At 62.6% G+C, this 15,989-nt stretch carries 13 protein-coding genes; 4 read left to right on the forward strand and 9 right to left on the reverse strand.

Annotated features, from left to right (window positions below; translation table 11 throughout):
• Positions 1–7: 7 nt before the first annotated feature.
• The 7 genes from JNA92_RS08090 to JNA92_RS08120 all read right to left on the reverse strand — a co-directional run bounded on the left by JNA92_RS08090 (position 8) and on the right by JNA92_RS08120 (position 9,691).
• The gene (locus tag JNA92_RS08090) at positions 8–934 is read right to left on the reverse strand and encodes an ABC transporter permease subunit (protein WP_241804208.1); all 927 of its coding nucleotides are present in this window, start codon (positions 932–934) and stop codon (positions 8–10) included.
• Positions 935–944: 10 nt separating this feature from the next.
• Positions 945–1,955: an ABC transporter permease subunit gene (locus tag JNA92_RS08095; RefSeq protein ID WP_241804209.1), complete on the reverse strand. Its 1,011-nt coding sequence runs from the start codon at positions 1,953–1,955 to the stop codon at positions 945–947.
• A gap of 76 nt (positions 1,956–2,031) precedes the next feature.
• Positions 2,032–3,627, reverse strand: a complete 1,596-nt coding sequence (locus tag JNA92_RS08100) for an ABC transporter substrate-binding protein (RefSeq protein ID WP_241804210.1) — start codon at positions 3,625–3,627, stop codon at positions 2,032–2,034.
• Between the two features lie 73 nt (positions 3,628–3,700).
• A complete protein-coding gene (locus JNA92_RS08105; RefSeq protein ID WP_241804211.1) occupies positions 3,701–5,080 on the reverse strand; it encodes an OprD family porin in 1,380 nt (459 codons plus the stop codon).
• 231 nt (positions 5,081–5,311) lie between these two features.
• Positions 5,312–6,904, reverse strand: a complete 1,593-nt coding sequence (locus tag JNA92_RS08110) for an ABC transporter substrate-binding protein (RefSeq protein WP_241804212.1) — start codon at positions 6,902–6,904, stop codon at positions 5,312–5,314.
• Positions 6,905–7,039: 135 nt separating this feature from the next.
• Positions 7,040–8,665: an ABC transporter substrate-binding protein gene (locus JNA92_RS08115; RefSeq protein ID WP_241804213.1), complete on the reverse strand. Its 1,626-nt coding sequence runs from the start codon at positions 8,663–8,665 to the stop codon at positions 7,040–7,042.
• Positions 8,666–8,974: 309 nt separating this feature from the next.
• Positions 8,975–9,691 carry an SIMPL domain-containing protein gene (locus JNA92_RS08120; protein ID WP_241804214.1) on the reverse strand — a complete coding sequence of 239 codons (717 nt, stop codon included), beginning with the start codon at positions 9,689–9,691 and terminating at the stop codon, positions 8,975–8,977.
• Positions 9,692–9,892: 201 nt separating this feature from the next.
• On the opposite strand from JNA92_RS08120, the gene JNA92_RS08125 reads away from it, so the two are divergent.
• The 4 genes from JNA92_RS08125 to JNA92_RS08140 all read left to right on the forward strand — a co-directional run bounded on the left by JNA92_RS08125 (position 9,893) and on the right by JNA92_RS08140 (position 14,317).
• Entirely contained in the window at positions 9,893–11,149 is a 1,257-nt protein-coding gene (locus JNA92_RS08125; protein WP_241804215.1) for an ATP-binding protein, read from the forward strand.
• A complete protein-coding gene (locus JNA92_RS08130; protein ID WP_241804216.1) occupies positions 11,149–11,709 on the forward strand; it encodes a response regulator transcription factor in 561 nt (186 codons plus the stop codon). The genes JNA92_RS08125 and JNA92_RS08130 overlap by 1 nt, the downstream gene beginning before the upstream one ends.
• Positions 11,710–11,964: 255 nt before the next feature.
• On the forward strand, positions 11,965–12,906 hold the full coding sequence (locus JNA92_RS08135) for an AEC family transporter (RefSeq protein WP_241804217.1): 942 nt from the start codon (positions 11,965–11,967) through the stop codon (positions 12,904–12,906).
• Positions 12,907–12,961: 55 nt separating this feature from the next.
• Complete coding sequence (locus JNA92_RS08140; protein WP_241804218.1) at positions 12,962–14,317, forward strand: amino acid permease; 1,356 nt, start codon at positions 12,962–12,964, stop codon at positions 14,315–14,317.
• 75 nt (positions 14,318–14,392) lie between these two features.
• Here the strand turns inward: JNA92_RS08140 and JNA92_RS08145 are convergent, their stop codons facing one another.
• Positions 14,393–15,436, reverse strand: a complete 1,044-nt coding sequence (locus JNA92_RS08145; protein ID WP_241804435.1) for a calcium/sodium antiporter — start codon at positions 15,434–15,436, stop codon at positions 14,393–14,395.
• Positions 15,437–15,496: 60 nt separating this feature from the next.
• Positions 15,497–15,871, reverse strand: coding sequence for a septal ring lytic transglycosylase RlpA family protein (locus JNA92_RS08150; protein WP_241804219.1), 375 nt, complete (start codon positions 15,869–15,871; stop codon positions 15,497–15,499).
• Positions 15,872–15,989: the final 118 nt, after the last annotated feature.

The following is a 15,989-nucleotide window of genomic DNA, read 5'->3' on the forward strand; positions in this document are numbered from 1 at the left end:
GTTCTCCTCAGGCGGCGTTCTTGAGTTTTGGGTCCAGCGCATCGCGCAGGCCGTCGCCCATCAGGTTGATTGCCAGCACACTGAGCAGGATGGTCAGGCCAGGCAGGCTCACGACCCACCAGGCGCGCTCGATGTAGTCCCGGGCCGAAGCCAGCATGGTGCCCCACTCCGGGGTCGGGGGTTGTACACCCAGGCCCAGGAAGCCCAGCGCAGCGGCGTCGAGGATGGCCGAGGAAAAGCTCAAGGTCGCCTGCACGATCAGCGGCGCCATGCAGTTGGGCAGCACGGTGACGAACATCAGCCGTGGCAACCCTGCGCCAGCCAGGCGCGCGGCGGTCACGTAGTCGCGGTTCAGTTCGCCCATCACGGCAGCACGGGTCAGGCGCACGTAGGACGGCAGCGAGACGATGGCGATGGCGATCACGGTGTTGATCAGGCCAGGGCCGAGGATGGCGACGATCGCCACGGCCAGCAGCAGCGACGGCAGGGCCAGCATCACGTCCATCAGGCGCATGATCGACGGGCCGAGCAAGCGCGGGAAGAAGCCGGCAAACAGGCCCAGCAGGATGCCCGGGATCAGCGACATCACCACCGACGACAGGCCGATCAGCAACGACAGCCGGGCGCCCTGGATCAGCCGCGAGAGCATGTCACGGCCCAGTTCGTCGGTGCCGAGGATGAATTGCCAGGTACCACCTTCGAGCCATACCGGCGGGGTCAGCAGGAAGTCACGGTACTGTTCGCTCGGGTCATGCGGCGCTACCCACGGCGCGAACAGCGCGCAGAACACCACCACACACATGAAGGCCAGTCCCATCACCGCACCTTTGTTGCGCGAGAAGGCATGCCAGAATTCTTTGTAGGGCGAGGGGTAGAGCAAGCTTTGGTCCACCGGGCTGGCCGGTGTCACGGAATTGGGAATCGGGCTAGTCATGACGAAGGCCTCAGCGCTGATGACGGATGCGTGGGTTGGCCAGGCCGTAGAGGATGTCCACGACGAAGTTGACCAGGATCACCAGGCAGGCGATCAACAAGATGCCGTTCTGGACCACGGGATAGTCACGGGCGCCGATGGCTTCGATCAGCCACTTGCCGATGCCCGGCCAGGAAAAGATGGTTTCGGTCAGCACCGCACCGGCCAGCAGCGTGCCCACCTGCAGGCCGAACACGGTCAGCACCGGGATCAGCGCATTGCGCAGGCCGTGCACGAACACCACCCGGGCTGGCGACAGGCCTTTGGCGCGCGCGGTGCGGATGTAGTCTTCGCGCAGCACTTCGAGCATGGACGAGCGGGTCATGCGGGCGATCACCGCCAAGGGGATGGTGCCGAGGACGATGGCTGGCAGGATCAGGTGCATCACCGCATCCTTGAACGCGCCTTCTTCGTCACTGAGCAGGGTGTCGATGAGCATGAAGCCGGTTTTCGGCTCGATGTCGTACAGCAGGTCGATACGCCCGGAGACCGGCGTCCAGCCCAGGCTCACCGAGAAGAACATGATCAGGATCAGGCCCCACCAGAAAATCGGCATCGAATAGCCGGCCAGGGAGATACCCATGACCCCGTGATCGAACAGCGAGCCCCGCTTGAGCGCAGCGATCACGCCGGCCAGCAGGCCAACGATGCCGGCGAACAGCAGCGCGGCGAAGGCCAGCTCCAGGGTGGCGGGGAACAGGGTGAGGAACTCGCGCCATACGCTTTCACGGGTGCGCAGCGACTCGCCAAGGTCCCCCTGGGCGAGCTTGCCCACGTAATCCAGGTACTGAGCGGGCAGTGGCTTGTTCAGGCCCAGGCGCTCCATGGCCTGGGCATGCATTTCGGGGTCGACTCTGCGCTCGCCCATCATCACTTCCACCGGGTCGCCGGGGATCAGGCGTATGAGCGCGAAGGTCAGCAAGGTGATGCCGAAAAACGTCGGTATCAGCAGGCCCAGGCGCCGGGCAATAAAACTCAACATTGTCAGGGTTACCTCATCAGCCGTTGTACGGCGGTGCCGCCGGTGCCCGTGTGGGTTGCCGGCGGTCGTTGTTGTTCTACTTCACCTTGGTGGTGGCGAAGTTGTTGTTGGTCAGAGGGTTGATCACATAACCCTCCACGTTGTCACGCATGGCAGTGAACATCTTCGGGTGCGCCATGCTGATCCAGGGCTGATCGTCATCGTACACCTTCAATGCCTCGGCATAGAGCCTGGCACGCTCGTCGTTGTCGATCACCTCACGGGCACGGGTGATCAGGTTCTGAAACTTCGAGTTGCACCAGCGGGCGTAGTTCTCGCCACTTTTGGCAGCCTCGCAGCTGAGCAGGGGGCTGAGGAAATTGTCCGGGTCGCCGTTGTCGCCGGCCCAGCCAGTGGAGACCAGGTCGGCCTCGCCGTTTTTCGCACGGCGCAGCATCTCGGCCCACTCCATCACACGGATGTCCAGCTTCAGGCCGATTTTGGCGAGGTCGGACTGGAGCATTTCCGCCGACAGCCGCGGGTTGGGGTTGGTCGGGCCGCCGCCGTTGCGGGTGAACAGGGTGATGACCGTGCCTTGCGGCACGCCGGCTTGCTGCAGCAATTCACGGGCCTTGGCCAGGTCACGGGGTGGGTTCTGGTTGTCATTGTTGTAGCCGATCATGGTCGGCGGGTAAGGGTTTACGCTCACCAGCGCATTGCCCTTGCCGAACAGCTGGTCGACGTGGGTCTGGCGGTCGAAGGCCATGTTGATGGCTTTGCGCACGCGCACGTCGCTGAGGTATTTGTGTTCGGTGTTCATGGCGATGTAGCCGGTGACCAGGGCCTCGATCTCGGCGACCTTCAGCGCGGGGTCCGCCTTGATCGATGGCACGTCGTCCGGCTTCGGGTAAAGGGCCACCTGGCATTCGTTGGCGCGCAGCTTCTGCAGGCGCACGTTGTTGTCGGTGGCGATGGCGAAGATCAGCGTGTCGGCCGGCGGTTTGCCGCGGAAGTAGTCCGGGTTGGCCTTGAAGCGCACCTGGGCGTCCTTGTTGTAGCGCTGGAAGATGAACGCGCCAGTGCCGATCGGCTTGCTGTTGAGGTCGCCGGTCTTGCCGGCCTTGAGCAACTGGTCGCCGTATTCGGCGGAGTAGATCGAGGTGAAGGCCATGGCCATGTCACGCAGGAACGGTGCTTGCGGGCGGGTCAGGGTGATGACCACGGTGTGGTCGTCGGTCTTGTCCACCGATTTGAGCAGGTCCTTGAAGGCCATGCTCTCGAAATACGGGTAGCCGACGCTGGTCTTGTCGTGCCACGGGTGGTTGGGGTCGAGCTGACGGCGCAGGCTCCACAGCACGTCGTCGGCATTGAAATCGCGGGTAGGTTTGAAGTAGTCGGTGGTGTGGAACTTCACCCCTTGGCGCAGGTGGAAGGTGTAGGTCAGGCCATCGGCCGAGATGTCCCAGCGTTCGGCCAGGGCTGGCTGGATGTCGGTGGTGCCGGGCTTGAAGTCGACCAGGCGGTTGAACACCGTCTCAGCCGAGGCATCGGCAGTGACCGCCGTGGTGTATTGAACGATGTCGAAGCCTTCCGGGCTGGCTTCGGTGCACACCACCAGCGGCTTGGCCGCCAGGTTGCCGGCGGCGCCCAGGATGACTGCTGCCAGGGCAGCGCGGAGCGGTAGCGATGTCATGTGTCCTCCTTGCTTGCAATGATTCCAGCGTAGCCGCCCGGGCCCGCGCTGACGCGGGCCTGGGCGCACGTGGTCAGAGAATGTTGAACGGAATGGTGGTCACCACGCGCAACTCGTCCAGGCTGCCATCGGCCTGTGCCTTGCTGGCGCGATGCGCGGTGTAGGTAGCGCGGATGCTGGTGTCTTTCAGCGGCCCGCTCTGCACCGCGTAGCTGGTGCCGATACCCCACTCATAGTGGGTTTCGCCATCCAGGCCGTTCACGTCATAGGCCGTGCCGCGGTAGTGGGTGCCATCGATGCCCCAGCCGCGGGCGTTGTACAGGTTGAACTTCAGGCCCGGCACGCCGTACGGCGCCATGTTCAGCACGTAGGAAATCTGCAGGGATTTCTCGTTCGGGCCGTTGAAGTCCGAGAGCAGGGAGTTGGCCAGGTAGATGCCGTTGGTTTCGTGCAGGTAGTCGAAGTACTCGTTACCGTTGACCTGCTGCCACGAAGCGCTGAGGGTGTGGGCCTGGTGGGTCAGGCCGAACGACAGGCTGTAGGTGTCGTTGTCGATATCGCCCATCTTCTGGCTGCCTGCGTCCACGGTCTTGTAGTAGTTCAGGCCGGTGGTCAGGCTCAGCACCGCGCTATCGCCCAGCACGTGGCTGGCGCCGAAGTAGTACTGGTTCCAGAAGTCGTCGACCTTGGTGGCGTACAGGCTGGTGGTCAGGCTCTTGAGCGGCTGGTAATTGACCCCCGCGGTACTGGCACGGTCGGTTTCCACGCCAGCGGCGCCATACTCGCTGCGAAACTTGCTCAGGCTCTGTTCGGTTCGCGGCGAGACGCGGTCGAAGGTGCCCAGGTCGAATGACAGGTTGTCGAACTCGGCACTGTGCAGGAATGCGCCCTGGAAGCTTGAGGGCAGGGCGCGGTTGCCGATGTAAGCGATCATGGGCGTGTCCACCGACTGGCGGCCGACGGTGAGGGTGGTGTTGGACACCCGGGCCTTGACGTTGGCCAGGCCCATCTTGCTCCACTGCCCGATGGGGTCGCCATCGCTATGGGTCAGGGTACGGTTGTTCGGCCCGGCGACTGCGGCACGGCCTTGCTCCAGGGCGATGGCGTTGTAGCCGGCTGCTTCCACGGCAAAGCCTACGGTGCCTTGGGTGAAGCCCGAGCTGTAGTTGAGGATGGTGCCCTGCAGCCAGTTGTCGCGGCTGTGGCTGTCATGGCGTGTGCCGTCGCTTTTGTAGTACTTGAACAACGGCGCGCGGGTGGCGCGTTCGCGGGCGTACCAGTTGCGGGTACTGCCGGACAGGCTCTGGCCGTCGATGAAACCTTTGGCGTCATCCTGTTCGCTGGTGTCTTTGAGGCTGAACGGTACGTAGTCCTGGCTTTGGGTGTCGGCCTGGGCCACGGCGCTGAAGGTGGCGATGGATAACGCCAGTGCGGTAAGCGTGAATAGTCTCAAGTTGAAAGCTCCCTTTCTGTTCTTTTAGTTATTGCCTGGCCTTGTGGGCCGGGTTGTTACGGTGTTGCCTGGGTTGCCCGGGGTTGCCGGGCCAATCGGGTGGAGCTGTGTGGCCAGTGCTGGCCCGTAAGCCGGCAAGCCGGATCCCACGGGGATCACTACAGATCCCCGGCCTGGTGCAATGTGTGTGGGGGCCGACTTGCCGGCCAACGGGCCGTTACGGGCTAGCGTTCAATCGACGCTCACTCCGGAAAAGTCGTTGCGGCCAAAGGGGCTCACCTTGAACCCGGCCACCTTGACGCTGAGCGGCTGGTTCACGGTGGAGTGCGCCACCGGGGTGATCGGCACCTGCTGTTTGAGGCGTTGCTGGGCTTGCTGGTACAGCACCGTGCGCTGCTCGCGGTCGGTTACCTGCTTGGCCTGCCTGACCAGGCTGTCGTACTGCGGGTCGCACCACTGCGAGTAGTTGTTGCTGCCGATGGCATCGCAGCTGTAGAGGGTGCCCAGCCAGTTATCCGGGTCGCCGTTGTCTCCGGTCCAGCCGATCAGGGCGATGTCGTGCTCGCCGCTTTTCATGCGCTTGATGTACTCGCCCCATTCATAACTGACGATGCGCACCTTCAAGCCGAGCTTGCTCCAGTCGGCCTGAAGCATCTCGGCCATGAGCTTGGCGTTGGGGTTGTACGGGCGCTGCACAGGCATCGCCCACAGGGTGACTTCGGTGCCTTCCTTGACCCCGGCCTGCTTGAGCAACTGGCGGGCTTTTTCAGGGTCGTAGGGGGCGTCCTTGACGCTGTCGTCGTAAGACCATTGGGTCGGTGGCATGGCATTGACTGCGCGTTGGCCGGACTCCTGATACACCGCTTGCAGGATTTCTTGCTTGTTCACTGCCATGTCCAGGGCCTGGCGTACCTCCAGGCGATCGAACGGTGGGTGCTGGGTGTTGTAAGCGATATAGCCGAGGTTGAAACCTGGTTGTTGCAGCACCTGCAGCTTGCTGTCGTGCTTGAGTGCTGGCAGGTCGGCCGGGCGTGGGTGCAGGGTGACCTGGCATTCGCCTCGGCGCAGCTTCTGGATGCGCACCGAGGGGTCGGTGTTGATCGAAAACACCAGGTTGTCGAGCTTCACCTCATCCGGGGCCCAGTAGTGCTTGTTGCCTTTGAAACGGATCTGCGAATCCTTCTGGTAGCGCTGGAACACGAACGGGCCGGTGCCGATGGGCTGCTGGTTGATGTCGCTGGGGCGCCCGCTCGCCAAAAGATACTCGGCATATTCAGCCGAAAGCACCGACGCGAAGCTCATCGCCAGGTTCTGCACGAAAGCGGCATCGACCTTGTTCAGGGTGAACACCACGGTCATCGGGCCGGTCTTTTCGATGCCGGCGATGTTCTTGTCCAGGCCCATGCTGACGAAGTAGGGGAACTCGGTGGGGTAGGCCTGGCGGAACGGGTGCTCGCGGTCGAGCATGCGGTTGAAGGTGAACAGCACGTCATCGGCGTTGAAGTCGCGGCTGGGTGTGAATGCCTTGTTGGCGTGGAATTTCACCCCTTCGCGCAGGTGGAAGGTGTAGCGCAGGCCGTCATCGGATACTTCCCACTTGGTTGCCAAGGCGGGGTGCACAGCGGTACCGCCGCGTTCGAATTCCACCAGGCGGTTGTAGATCGGTTCTGCCGCATCGTTGTCGGTGGCAGTGGTGTATTGAGCGGTGTCGAACCCAGCCGGGCTGCCCTCGGAGCAGAACACCAGGTTAGCGGCCTGAAGGGCCGGCGCCTGGCTTAGCAGGCCCAAGGCGAGCAGTGTGGAAACCAGTGAGGTATGGCGCATGGCAAATCCTTTTTTCCGTCTGTTTTTGCCGCTTCGGGATACCAAATGCGGCAACAGGCCCCCAACCCCGGCGCGGGTAGCGCCGGGGTGAGTGTGAACAGTAGAAGTGGGCGAGGGTGCTGCGAGTGCCCGGCGCTATTTCTCCACGCTGACGCCGTAGAAGGAGTTCAGTGCGAACGGGCTGATCTTGAAGTCCTTAACCTTGGCACTCATCGGCTGGTAGACCGTGGAGTGGGCGATCGGCGTGATCGGCACCTGCGCTTTGAGGATATGTTGCGCTTTCTGATACAGCTCGGTGCGCTTGGCCTGGTCAGGCGTGGCCTTGGCCTGCTTGATCAGGTCGTCGTAGGGCTTGTAGCACCACTTGGAGAAGTTGTTGCCGTCGACCGCATCGCAGCCATACAGGGTGCCTAGCCAGTTGTCCGGGTCACCGTTGTCGCCGCTCCAGCCGATCAGCATGGCGCCTTGTTCGCCGCCTTTGGAGCGCTTGATGTACTCGCCCCATTCGTAACTGACGATTTTCGCCTTGATGCCGACCTTGCTCCAGTCAGCCTGCAGCATCTCGGCCATCAGCTTGGCGTTGGGGTTGTACGGGCGCTGCACCGGCATGGCCCACAGGCTGATTTCGGTACCTTCCTTGATCCCGGCTTCCTTGAGCAGTTGCTTGGCCTTTTCCGGGTCGTACGGTACGTCTTTGATGCTGTCGTCGTAGGACCACTGGGTCGGCGGCATGGCATTGACGGCGAGCTGACCGGCGCCTTGGTACACCGACTCGATGATCTTTTGTTTGTCGACGGCCATGTCCAGTGCCTGGCGCACCTTCAGTTGAGCCAGCGGGTTGGGTTGGTCACTGCCCTTGAGCTTGTCCATCACGTTGTAGGCGATGTACCCCAGGTTGAACCCGGCCTGGTGCGGCATCTGCAGCTTATCGTTGGCCTTGAGCGGCTCGATATCGGCAGGGCGCGGGAACAAGGTCACCTGGCACTCGTTCTTCTTCAGCTTCTGCATGCGCACCGAGGCGTCGGTGGTGATGGCGAAGATCAGGTTGTCGATCTTCACGTCTTCTGGTTTCCAGTAGTCCTTGTTGCCCTTGAAGCGGATCTGGGCGTCTTTCTGGTACTTGCTGAACACGAAGGGGCCGGTGCCGATCGGTTTCTGGTTGATGTCTGCAGCCTTGCCTTCTTTGAGCAACTGGTCGGCGTACTCGGCCGACTGCACGGAGGCAAAGCTCATGGCCAGGTTCTGGATGAACGCGGCATCCACCTGGTTGAGGGTGAACTTGACGGTGTGTTCATCGAGTTTCTCCACCTTGGCGATGTTGTTGTCCATGCCCATGTCGGTGAAGTAGGGGAATTCAGTGGGGTAGGCCTTACGGAAGGGGTGGTTCTTGTCGAGCATGCGGTTGAAGGTGAACAGCACGTCGTCTGCGTTGAATTCGCGGCTTGGCTTGAAGTAGTCGGTGGTGTGGAATTTGACCCCTTCGCGCAGGTGGAAGGTGTAGGTCTTGCCGTCGTCGGACACTTCCCATTTGGTTGCCAGGCCCGGGATGACAGCGGTACCGCCACGTTCGAACTGGGTCAGGCGGTTGAACACGGTCTCGGCCGAGGCGTCGAAGTCGGTTCCGGTGGTGTATTGCCCCGGGTCGAAGCCGGCAGGGCTGCCTTCGGAGCAGAACACCAGGTTGGACGCGGCGTGGGCGAGCGGAGCGCCGGTCAGCAAGCCTGCGCCGAGCAGGAACGGAATGACTGCGTGTTTGAGCATGGTGGCCTCATTGTTGTCATTTTTCTGGTTCGAGGTGGCCTCGTGAGCCGACCTGCGGATACTTATGCAGGGTGTGTTCCCAATGCAACACTGCTAAGGATAGTTGGCGTCAGAAAAGTAGTACGAGCGTACATGGATGTCGCATATGTATAACTTTCGATGAAGTTGAACGTTTGCGAGGGCAAAATGATGGCTTTTTGCAGGATGTTTCGCGGGAGGGAATTTGTAGGAGGCACTATTTCAGTGCGTAGGAAATGTCTCTAATGGTGCTGCTGGGGCGCCAAGCGCCCCGTGAATCGCCAGCCTCGATCAAGGCATCTGCACTTCGATCAGGCCGTCAGCGTTCATGCTGACTTCGCTGGTACCTGCCTCGATATCCGGCGCCGGTGCTGCTTCGTCGGCACCCATGGCTTTCATGGCCATCGGCGCACTGCGCAGATAGGGGCGTGGGTAGCCACTGCTGTTGAGGTTCAGGCTGACCACCTTATAGCCCTTGCCACCCAAGGCTTCGGTCGCCAGTTGCGCGCGCGCCTTGAAGGCGTTGACCGCATCCTTGAGCAAGGCGTCTTCGCTGGCCTTGCGCGTGGCTGGGGCGATAGAGAAGTCCATGCCGCCCATCTTCAGGTCCTGCAGCAGGTCGGCGCTGAGCTGAGAGAGGGCCGGGAAGTCGGCGCTTTCCAGGCGCACTTCGGCACGCTCGCGCCAGCCGGTGATCTTCTGCCCCTTGCTGTCATAGACCGGGTAGCTGTTACGGCTGCCCTGGCTGATCTTCACGTCCTTGACCTGGCGGGCCTGCTGCACGGCCTTGTTCATGGTTTCGGTGATCTGTTTGGCAAGCTTGCCCGGGTCGGTGTTTTGCGCTTCGCTATAAAGGGTCACGACCATCAGGTCGCGCGGCACTTCCTTGCTGACTTCGGCACGCAGCGATACCTGATTGTAGCGCGGCTCATCAGCCGCCAGCGCCGGCAGGCTGGCAAGCAGGCCGCAGGAAAGGATCAGGGCAGCGCCGCGACGAGGGTTAGGCATGTGATACTCCTTGGCAATGAAAGGCGTGGGTTTGGCCATCCATCCCACGCATGGCCCATGAGACCGGGATCAGTGTAGTGGGTTCAAAAGTGCCATCATGAACCTGTGACAAACTGTGGCGCTTTGCCGCATCGCTGCAGCTCGGCGCCTGGCTTCGGTATACTCCAGCCGATTGTCCTGGAGCACTCATCAGGAGAGCTCATGCTCGCCGCCGCACAACCGTTGTCCGCTACCCGCCAGAACCTCTGGCGCCTGACTGTCATTCGCGTTCTGGTCCTGGCCGCTCAGGCAGGCTCGGTGGGCGTCGCCTACTGGACCGAACTGCTGCCGCTGCCGTGGTTTTCCCTGGCTGCGACCCTGGCCCTGTCGTCCCTGCTGTGCGCCTTCACCGCCTTGCGCTTGCGCCTGTCGCTGCCGGTCACCGAACTGGAATACGCGCTGCAGCTGGCCTGCGACCTGCTGATCCACAGCGCGTTGCTGTATTACTCGGGCGGCTCGACCAACCCTTTCGTTTCCTATTACCTGGTGCCGCTGGCCATCGCCGCCGTGACCTTGCCCTGGCTCTACTCGCTGATTCTTTCGGGTATCGCCCTGACCGCCTACAGCCTGTTGCTGGTCCAGTTCTACCCGCTCGAGGGGCTGCCGATGGCGCGGGACAAGATGCAGGTCTACGGCATGTGGTTGAGCATCGCGCTGGCGGCTGCGGTGATCACCTTCTTTGCCGCGCGCATGGCCGAAGAGCTGCGCCGCCAGGAAAAACTGCGGTCTGAACGGCGCGAAGAAAGCCTGCGCGACGAACAACTGTTGGCCGTGGCCACCCAGGCCGCCGGTGCGGCCCACGAGCTGGGCACGCCGCTTGCGACCATGAGCGTGTTGCTCAACGAAATGCGCCAGGACCACGCCGACCCATTGTTGCAGGAGGACCTGCAGATCCTTCAGGACCAGGTCAAGCTGTGCAAGGAAACCCTGCAGCAGCTGGTGCGTGCCGCCGAAGCCAACCGCCGCCTTGCGGTGGTGGAGCAGGACGTGACCGAATGGCTGGATGAGGCGCTGAACCGTTGGCACCTGATGCGCCCCGAAGCCAGCTACCGCTTCCAGCGTCTGCGCGATGGCCAGGTACCGCGCCTGACCCCGCCACCGGACCTGACCCAGGCACTGCTGAACTTGTTGAACAATGCCGCCGATGCGTGCCCTGACGATCTGGAGGTGCGCCTGGACTGGGACGCCCAGGATATCGTCATCAGCATCCGCGACCATGGCCCCGGCGTGCCGCCGGCCATTGCCGAAGCGATCGGCAAACCCTTCATTACCACCAAAGGCAAAGGCTTCGGCCTGGGCCTGTTCTTGAGCAAAGCCAGCGTGACCCGTGCGGGCGGTTCGGTGAAACTCTATAGTCATGAGCAGGGTGGCACCCTGACCGAACTGCGCCTGCCCCGTGGCAAGCGAGGAGATGAATGATGAGCGAAGAAAACCAGGTCGAAAGCGAAGAGCTGCCGCACCTGCTGCTGGTGGATGACGATGCCACCTTCACGCGGGTCATGGCCCGTGCCATGAGCCGTCGCGGTTTCCGTGTGAGCACTGCAGGCTCCGCCGAGGAAGGCCTGGCCCTGGCGCAGAACGACCTGCCGGACTACGCCACGCTGGACTTGAAGATGGAAGGCGACTCCGGCCTGGTACTGCTGCCAAAGCTGCTGGAACTGGACCCTGAAATGCGCGTGGTGATCCTCACCGGCTATTCGAGCATTGCCACGGCGGTCGAGGCGGTCAAGCGCGGGGCGTGCAACTACCTGTGCAAACCCGCCGATGCCGATGATGTGTTGGCCGCACTGCTTTCGGAGCATACGGACCTGGACACGTTGGTGCCGGAAAACCCCATGTCGGTGGACCGCTTGCAGTGGGAGCACATCCAGCGCGTGCTCAGCGAGCACGAGGGCAATATCTCCGCGACCGCGCGGGCGCTGGGCATGCACCGGCGCACATTGCAGCGCAAACTGCAGAAGCGGCCTGTGCGGCGCTGAGCTTATTCCTGGCAGTGCCGGCCCTATCGCCGGCAAGCCTGCTCCCACAGGTGCGGGCGTAGGATTGGACATAGTGGGCTGCCCCAAGCTAGTGGATTGGTGTTCAACTTCCTGCGGGCAGTCCATGGTGTGGGCCGGCTTGCCGGCGATAGGGCCTTGCAGAAATTTCTTTATATTGCAGCTGATCCCCGCAACTCCTGGCCTGTTGGCGTATCATTAGCCCCCTAACGGCAACCTCCTCAGGATCGCTAGCGCATGCTCGCCCTTCTTATCCAGACGCTGAACATCACGGCGCCCGTCTTCGCCATGCTGTTCCTGGGCGTGCTGCTCAAACGCATTCACCTGATCGACGACAATTTCAACCGTGTTGCCTCGCAACTGGTGTTCAACGTCTGCATGCCTGCGCTGCTATTCCTCGGCATCTACCATGCCGACCTGGCAGCGGCGGTCAAACCGGGGGTCATCCTCTATTTCGTCGCTGCCACCCTGGTCGGTTTCGCCTTGGCCTGGGGCTTGGCCATCTGGCGCAGCCCGCTGGCCGACCGCGGCATCTACACCCAGGGGGCGTTCCGCGGCAACAATGGCGTGATCGGCCTGGCCCTGGCCGCGAGCCTTTACGGGGACTACGGTATCTCCCTGGGGGCAGTGCTCGCCGGCCTGGTGATCCTGCTGTACAACTCACTTTCAGCCATCGTGCTGGCGGTATACAGCCCGGACCTGAAATCCGACCCGTGGAGCATCTGCAAGAGCATTATCAGCAACCCGCTGATCATCAGCGTGCTGCTGGCCACGCCCATGGCCTACGGCCAGGTACCCCTGCCCAACTGGTTGCTCACCTCGGGTGACTACCTCGCGCAGATGACCCTGCCGCTGGCGCTGATCTGTATCGGTGGCACCTTGTCGCTCAATGCCCTGCGCGACAGCGGCAAGCTGGCCATCGACGTCAGCCTGGTGAAGATGCTCTGGTTGCCGCTGTTCGGCACGCTCGGTGCCTGGCTCTGCGGTTTTCGCGGGGCCGAGCTGGGCATTCTGTTCTTGTACATCGGCAGCCCAACGGCGGCGGCCAGTTATGTCATGGCACGGGCAGCCAACGGCAACCACGAACTGGCGGCCTCGATCATCGTGATTACTACGCTAATGGCGGCGATCACCACCAATATTGGTATTTTCATCTTGCAGTGGGGCGGATGGATCTAGATCCTTGACTGCATACATCACAAAAACACTGCCTCACTGAGCTTAAGGACACTTCATGCAAGACCAGAGCACGCCCGAGCGGTTGCAGCGCGGGCTGAAGAATCGCCATATCCAGCTGATCGCGCTGGGGGGTGCCATCGGTACCGGGTTGTTCCTGGGCATCGCCCAGACCATCCAGCTGGCGGGCCCCTCCGTTTTGCTGGGCTATGCCATCGCTGGCCTGATGGCTTTCTTCATCATGCGCCAGTTGGGCGAAATGGTGGTCGAAGAGCCGGTCGCCGGCAGCTTCAGCCACTTCGCACACCAGTACTGGAGTGAGTTCGCAGGCTTCGTCTCGGGCTGGAACTACTGGGTGGTCTATGTGCTCGTGGGCATGGCCGAGCTTACCGCCGTGGGCATCTACGTGCAGTACTGGTGGCCGGAGTTTCCGACCTGGGCCACGGCGGCGATCTTCTTCGTGGTGATCAACCTCATCAACCTGACCCAGGTGAAGGTCTATGGCGAGATGGAGTTCTGGTTCGCGCTGGTCAAGGTAGTGGCCATCGTCAGCATGATCGGCTTCGGCGCCTGGCTGCTGAGCAGCGGTCACGGCGGCCCGGACGCCAGTGTGGCCAACCTGTGGCAATACGGTGGGTTCTTCCCCAATGGCGTCACCGGGCTGGTGATGGCCCTGGCGGTGATCATGTTCTCCTTTGGTGGCCTGGAGCTGGTGGGTATCACGGCCGCCGAAGCGGACAACCCGCGCCAGAGCATTCCCAAGGCTACCAACCAGGTGGTTTACCGCATCCTGATTTTCTACATCGGCGCGCTGGCCGTGCTGTTGTCGCTGTACCCGTGGCAGAAGGTCGTTCAGGGTGGCAGCCCGTTCGTGATGATCTTCCACGAACTGGACAGCGATCTGGTGGCGACCATCCTCAATATCGTGGTGCTCACGGCTGCGCTGTCGGTCTACAACAGTTGCGTGTACGCCAACAGCCGCATGTTATTCGGCCTGGCAAGCCAGGGCGATGCACCACGCCAGTTGCTCAAGGTCAGCCGCAGCGGCGTGCCATTGACGGCGTTGGGCGTGTCGGCATTCGCTACGGGCATGTGCGTGGTGATCAACTACCTGATGCCGGGTGAGGCATTCGGCCTGCTGATGGCGCTGGCGGTGTCGGCCCTGGTGATCAACTGGGCGAGCATCAGCATCACCCACCTGAAGTTCCGCAAGGCCAAGCTGGCGGCAGGTATTACCCCGTTCTATCAAAGCTGGGGGCACCCGTTCACCAACTACCTGTGCCTGGCATTCATCGTGCTGATTCTGGTGGTGATGTACCTGACCCCGCCGATCCGTATTTCAGTGATGCTGATCCCCGGGTGGATTGCGCTGCTGTGGGTGGCGTTCCGCTTGAAGAAAGCTCGGCAGGCTTGAGTCATGGGGCATGTCGCGGGTGGCCAGGCGCGCTACCCGCAACATGCCCTTCGCCGCGCCACGACCTTGCCGCCATTAGTGCTGTCGCTGCCATGCCCTCACCGTGGTGTACAGCAGCACCAGGCCAAGCACTGGCAATACATAGAACAGCATCAGCCGTTCCAGGCGGCCGGCCAGCGGCATGCCGGTGGTGAACGCCACCACGTGCAGCCCGTAGGCAAGGTACAGGCAAAGGAATACCAACCCTTCGGCGCGGGTAATCCGATACCCGGAGTAGAACACCGGCAGGCTCAGCGCCGCGACGCCGAGCATCACCGGAAGGTCGAAGCCCAGTGCGTTTGGCGATATGGTCAGCGGCTCGGGTGCGGTCAGTGCGGTCAGGCCGAGCACTGCCAGCAGGTTGAACAGGTTGCTGCCGATCACCGTGCCCACAGCGATCTCCCGTTCTCCTCGCAGGGCGGCAATCAGCGCCGCAGCCAGCTCGGGCAGGGACGTGCACACCGCGACAACGGTCAGGCCGATGATGCGTTCAGACAAACCGAGGTCCGTCGCGACTTCGACCGCCGCTTCCAGCAGCAAGTGGCCGGCCAGGCTGAGCAGGCCGAAGCCGAACGCCACTTGCAGCAGCGTACCGGTCCAGAAGCGCCCGGCGCTGCTGGCCAGCGCACGTGGTGCCGGGTAGGTGCGGGCATAGTGGCGCGACTGGTGCCAGAGCATGACCAGATAGCCCACCAGGCCCGAGAGCAGCACCAACCCTTCCACCCGCCCCAGGTGGCCGTTCGCGGCCAGCGCGTAGACCAGTGCGCTGGCGACGATCATCAGGGGGATGTCCAGGCGCACCAGTTGGCGCGAGACGCGGAGCGGGATGATCAAAGCCGCCAGGCCAAGAATCACCAGAACATTGAAGATATTACTGCCGATCACGCTGCCGACGGCGACATCGGGCGCGCCCTGATAGGCAGCCTGCAGGCTGACGGTCAGCTGTGGCGCGGTACTACCGAATGCCACCAGGCTCAGGCCGATGATCAGCGGGCGTACGTGCACGCGCTGGGCCAGGCGAAGGGCGGCACGCACCAGGAGTTCGGCGCCGGCCACCAGCAACAGCAAGGCTATGCCCAGTTGCAGGAGGCTGAAGGTGGGGAGGGTGGCCAGGTCGAAAATGGTTGTAACTCCGTTGCGTCAGTCGCTTAGACCTTGTACCCGCACGCGCGCCGTTCCGCTACGGATCATGCCGATTTTTTCTGCTGCAGCGCGCGACAGGTCGATGAGCCGGCCGCGTGTGTGCGGGCCGCGGTCATTGATGCGGACCACCACGCTGCGTTGGTTGGCGAGGTTGGTGACCAGGACCCGGCTGCCGAAGGGCAGGCTGCGATGCGCGGCGGTCAAGCCGTGCTGGTTGAAGGCTTCGCCGCTGGCGGTGCGTTTGCCGTGGTGGCGGGCGCCGTAATAGGAGGCGGTGCCGGTCTGGTTGTAGCCTCGGGGATCGATGTCGTGGCTGGCACAGCCGGCCAACAGGGAAAACAGGGCCAGGGTGCCGAGGGATCGTTTTAGCAAATCAGGAGCTCCGGTGCTGCGAGTGGGGCCGCTGTGCGGCCCGTCGCCGGCAAGCCGGCTTCCACAGGCAAGACGCCGTCCCATGGGGCGGCGTTGAACAGATGGGCGCCGGCTTGTC

This window comes from Pseudomonas putida (assembly GCF_022627325.1).
Lineage (GTDB): Bacteria > Pseudomonadota > Gammaproteobacteria > Pseudomonadales > Pseudomonadaceae > Aquipseudomonas > Aquipseudomonas putida_X.

What these genes read in the sequence shown, in the direction of transcription:
- JNA92_RS08090 (WP_241804208.1), bottom strand. Translation starts at nt 934, where the DNA reads ATGACTAGCCCGATTCCCAATTCCGTGACACCGGCCAGCCCGGTGGAC.
- JNA92_RS08095 (WP_241804209.1), bottom strand. Translation starts at nt 1,955, where the DNA reads ATGTTGAGTTTTATTGCCCGGCGCCTGGGCCTGCTGATACCGACGTTT.
- JNA92_RS08100 (WP_241804210.1), bottom strand. Translation starts at nt 3,627, where the DNA reads ATGACATCGCTACCGCTCCGCGCTGCCCTGGCAGCAGTCATCCTGGGC.
- JNA92_RS08110 (WP_241804212.1), bottom strand. Translation starts at nt 6,904, where the DNA reads ATGCGCCATACCTCACTGGTTTCCACACTGCTCGCCTTGGGCCTGCTA.
- JNA92_RS08115 (WP_241804213.1), bottom strand. Translation starts at nt 8,665, where the DNA reads ATGCTCAAACACGCAGTCATTCCGTTCCTGCTCGGCGCAGGCTTGCTG.
- JNA92_RS08120 (WP_241804214.1), bottom strand. Translation starts at nt 9,691, where the DNA reads ATGCCTAACCCTCGTCGCGGCGCTGCCCTGATCCTTTCCTGCGGCCTG.
- JNA92_RS08125 (WP_241804215.1), top strand. Translation starts at nt 9,893, where the DNA reads ATGCTCGCCGCCGCACAACCGTTGTCCGCTACCCGCCAGAACCTCTGG.
- JNA92_RS08130 (WP_241804216.1), top strand. Translation starts at nt 11,149, where the DNA reads ATGAGCGAAGAAAACCAGGTCGAAAGCGAAGAGCTGCCGCACCTGCTG.
- JNA92_RS08135 (WP_241804217.1), top strand. Translation starts at nt 11,965, where the DNA reads ATGCTCGCCCTTCTTATCCAGACGCTGAACATCACGGCGCCCGTCTTC.
- JNA92_RS08140 (WP_241804218.1), top strand. Translation starts at nt 12,962, where the DNA reads ATGCAAGACCAGAGCACGCCCGAGCGGTTGCAGCGCGGGCTGAAGAAT.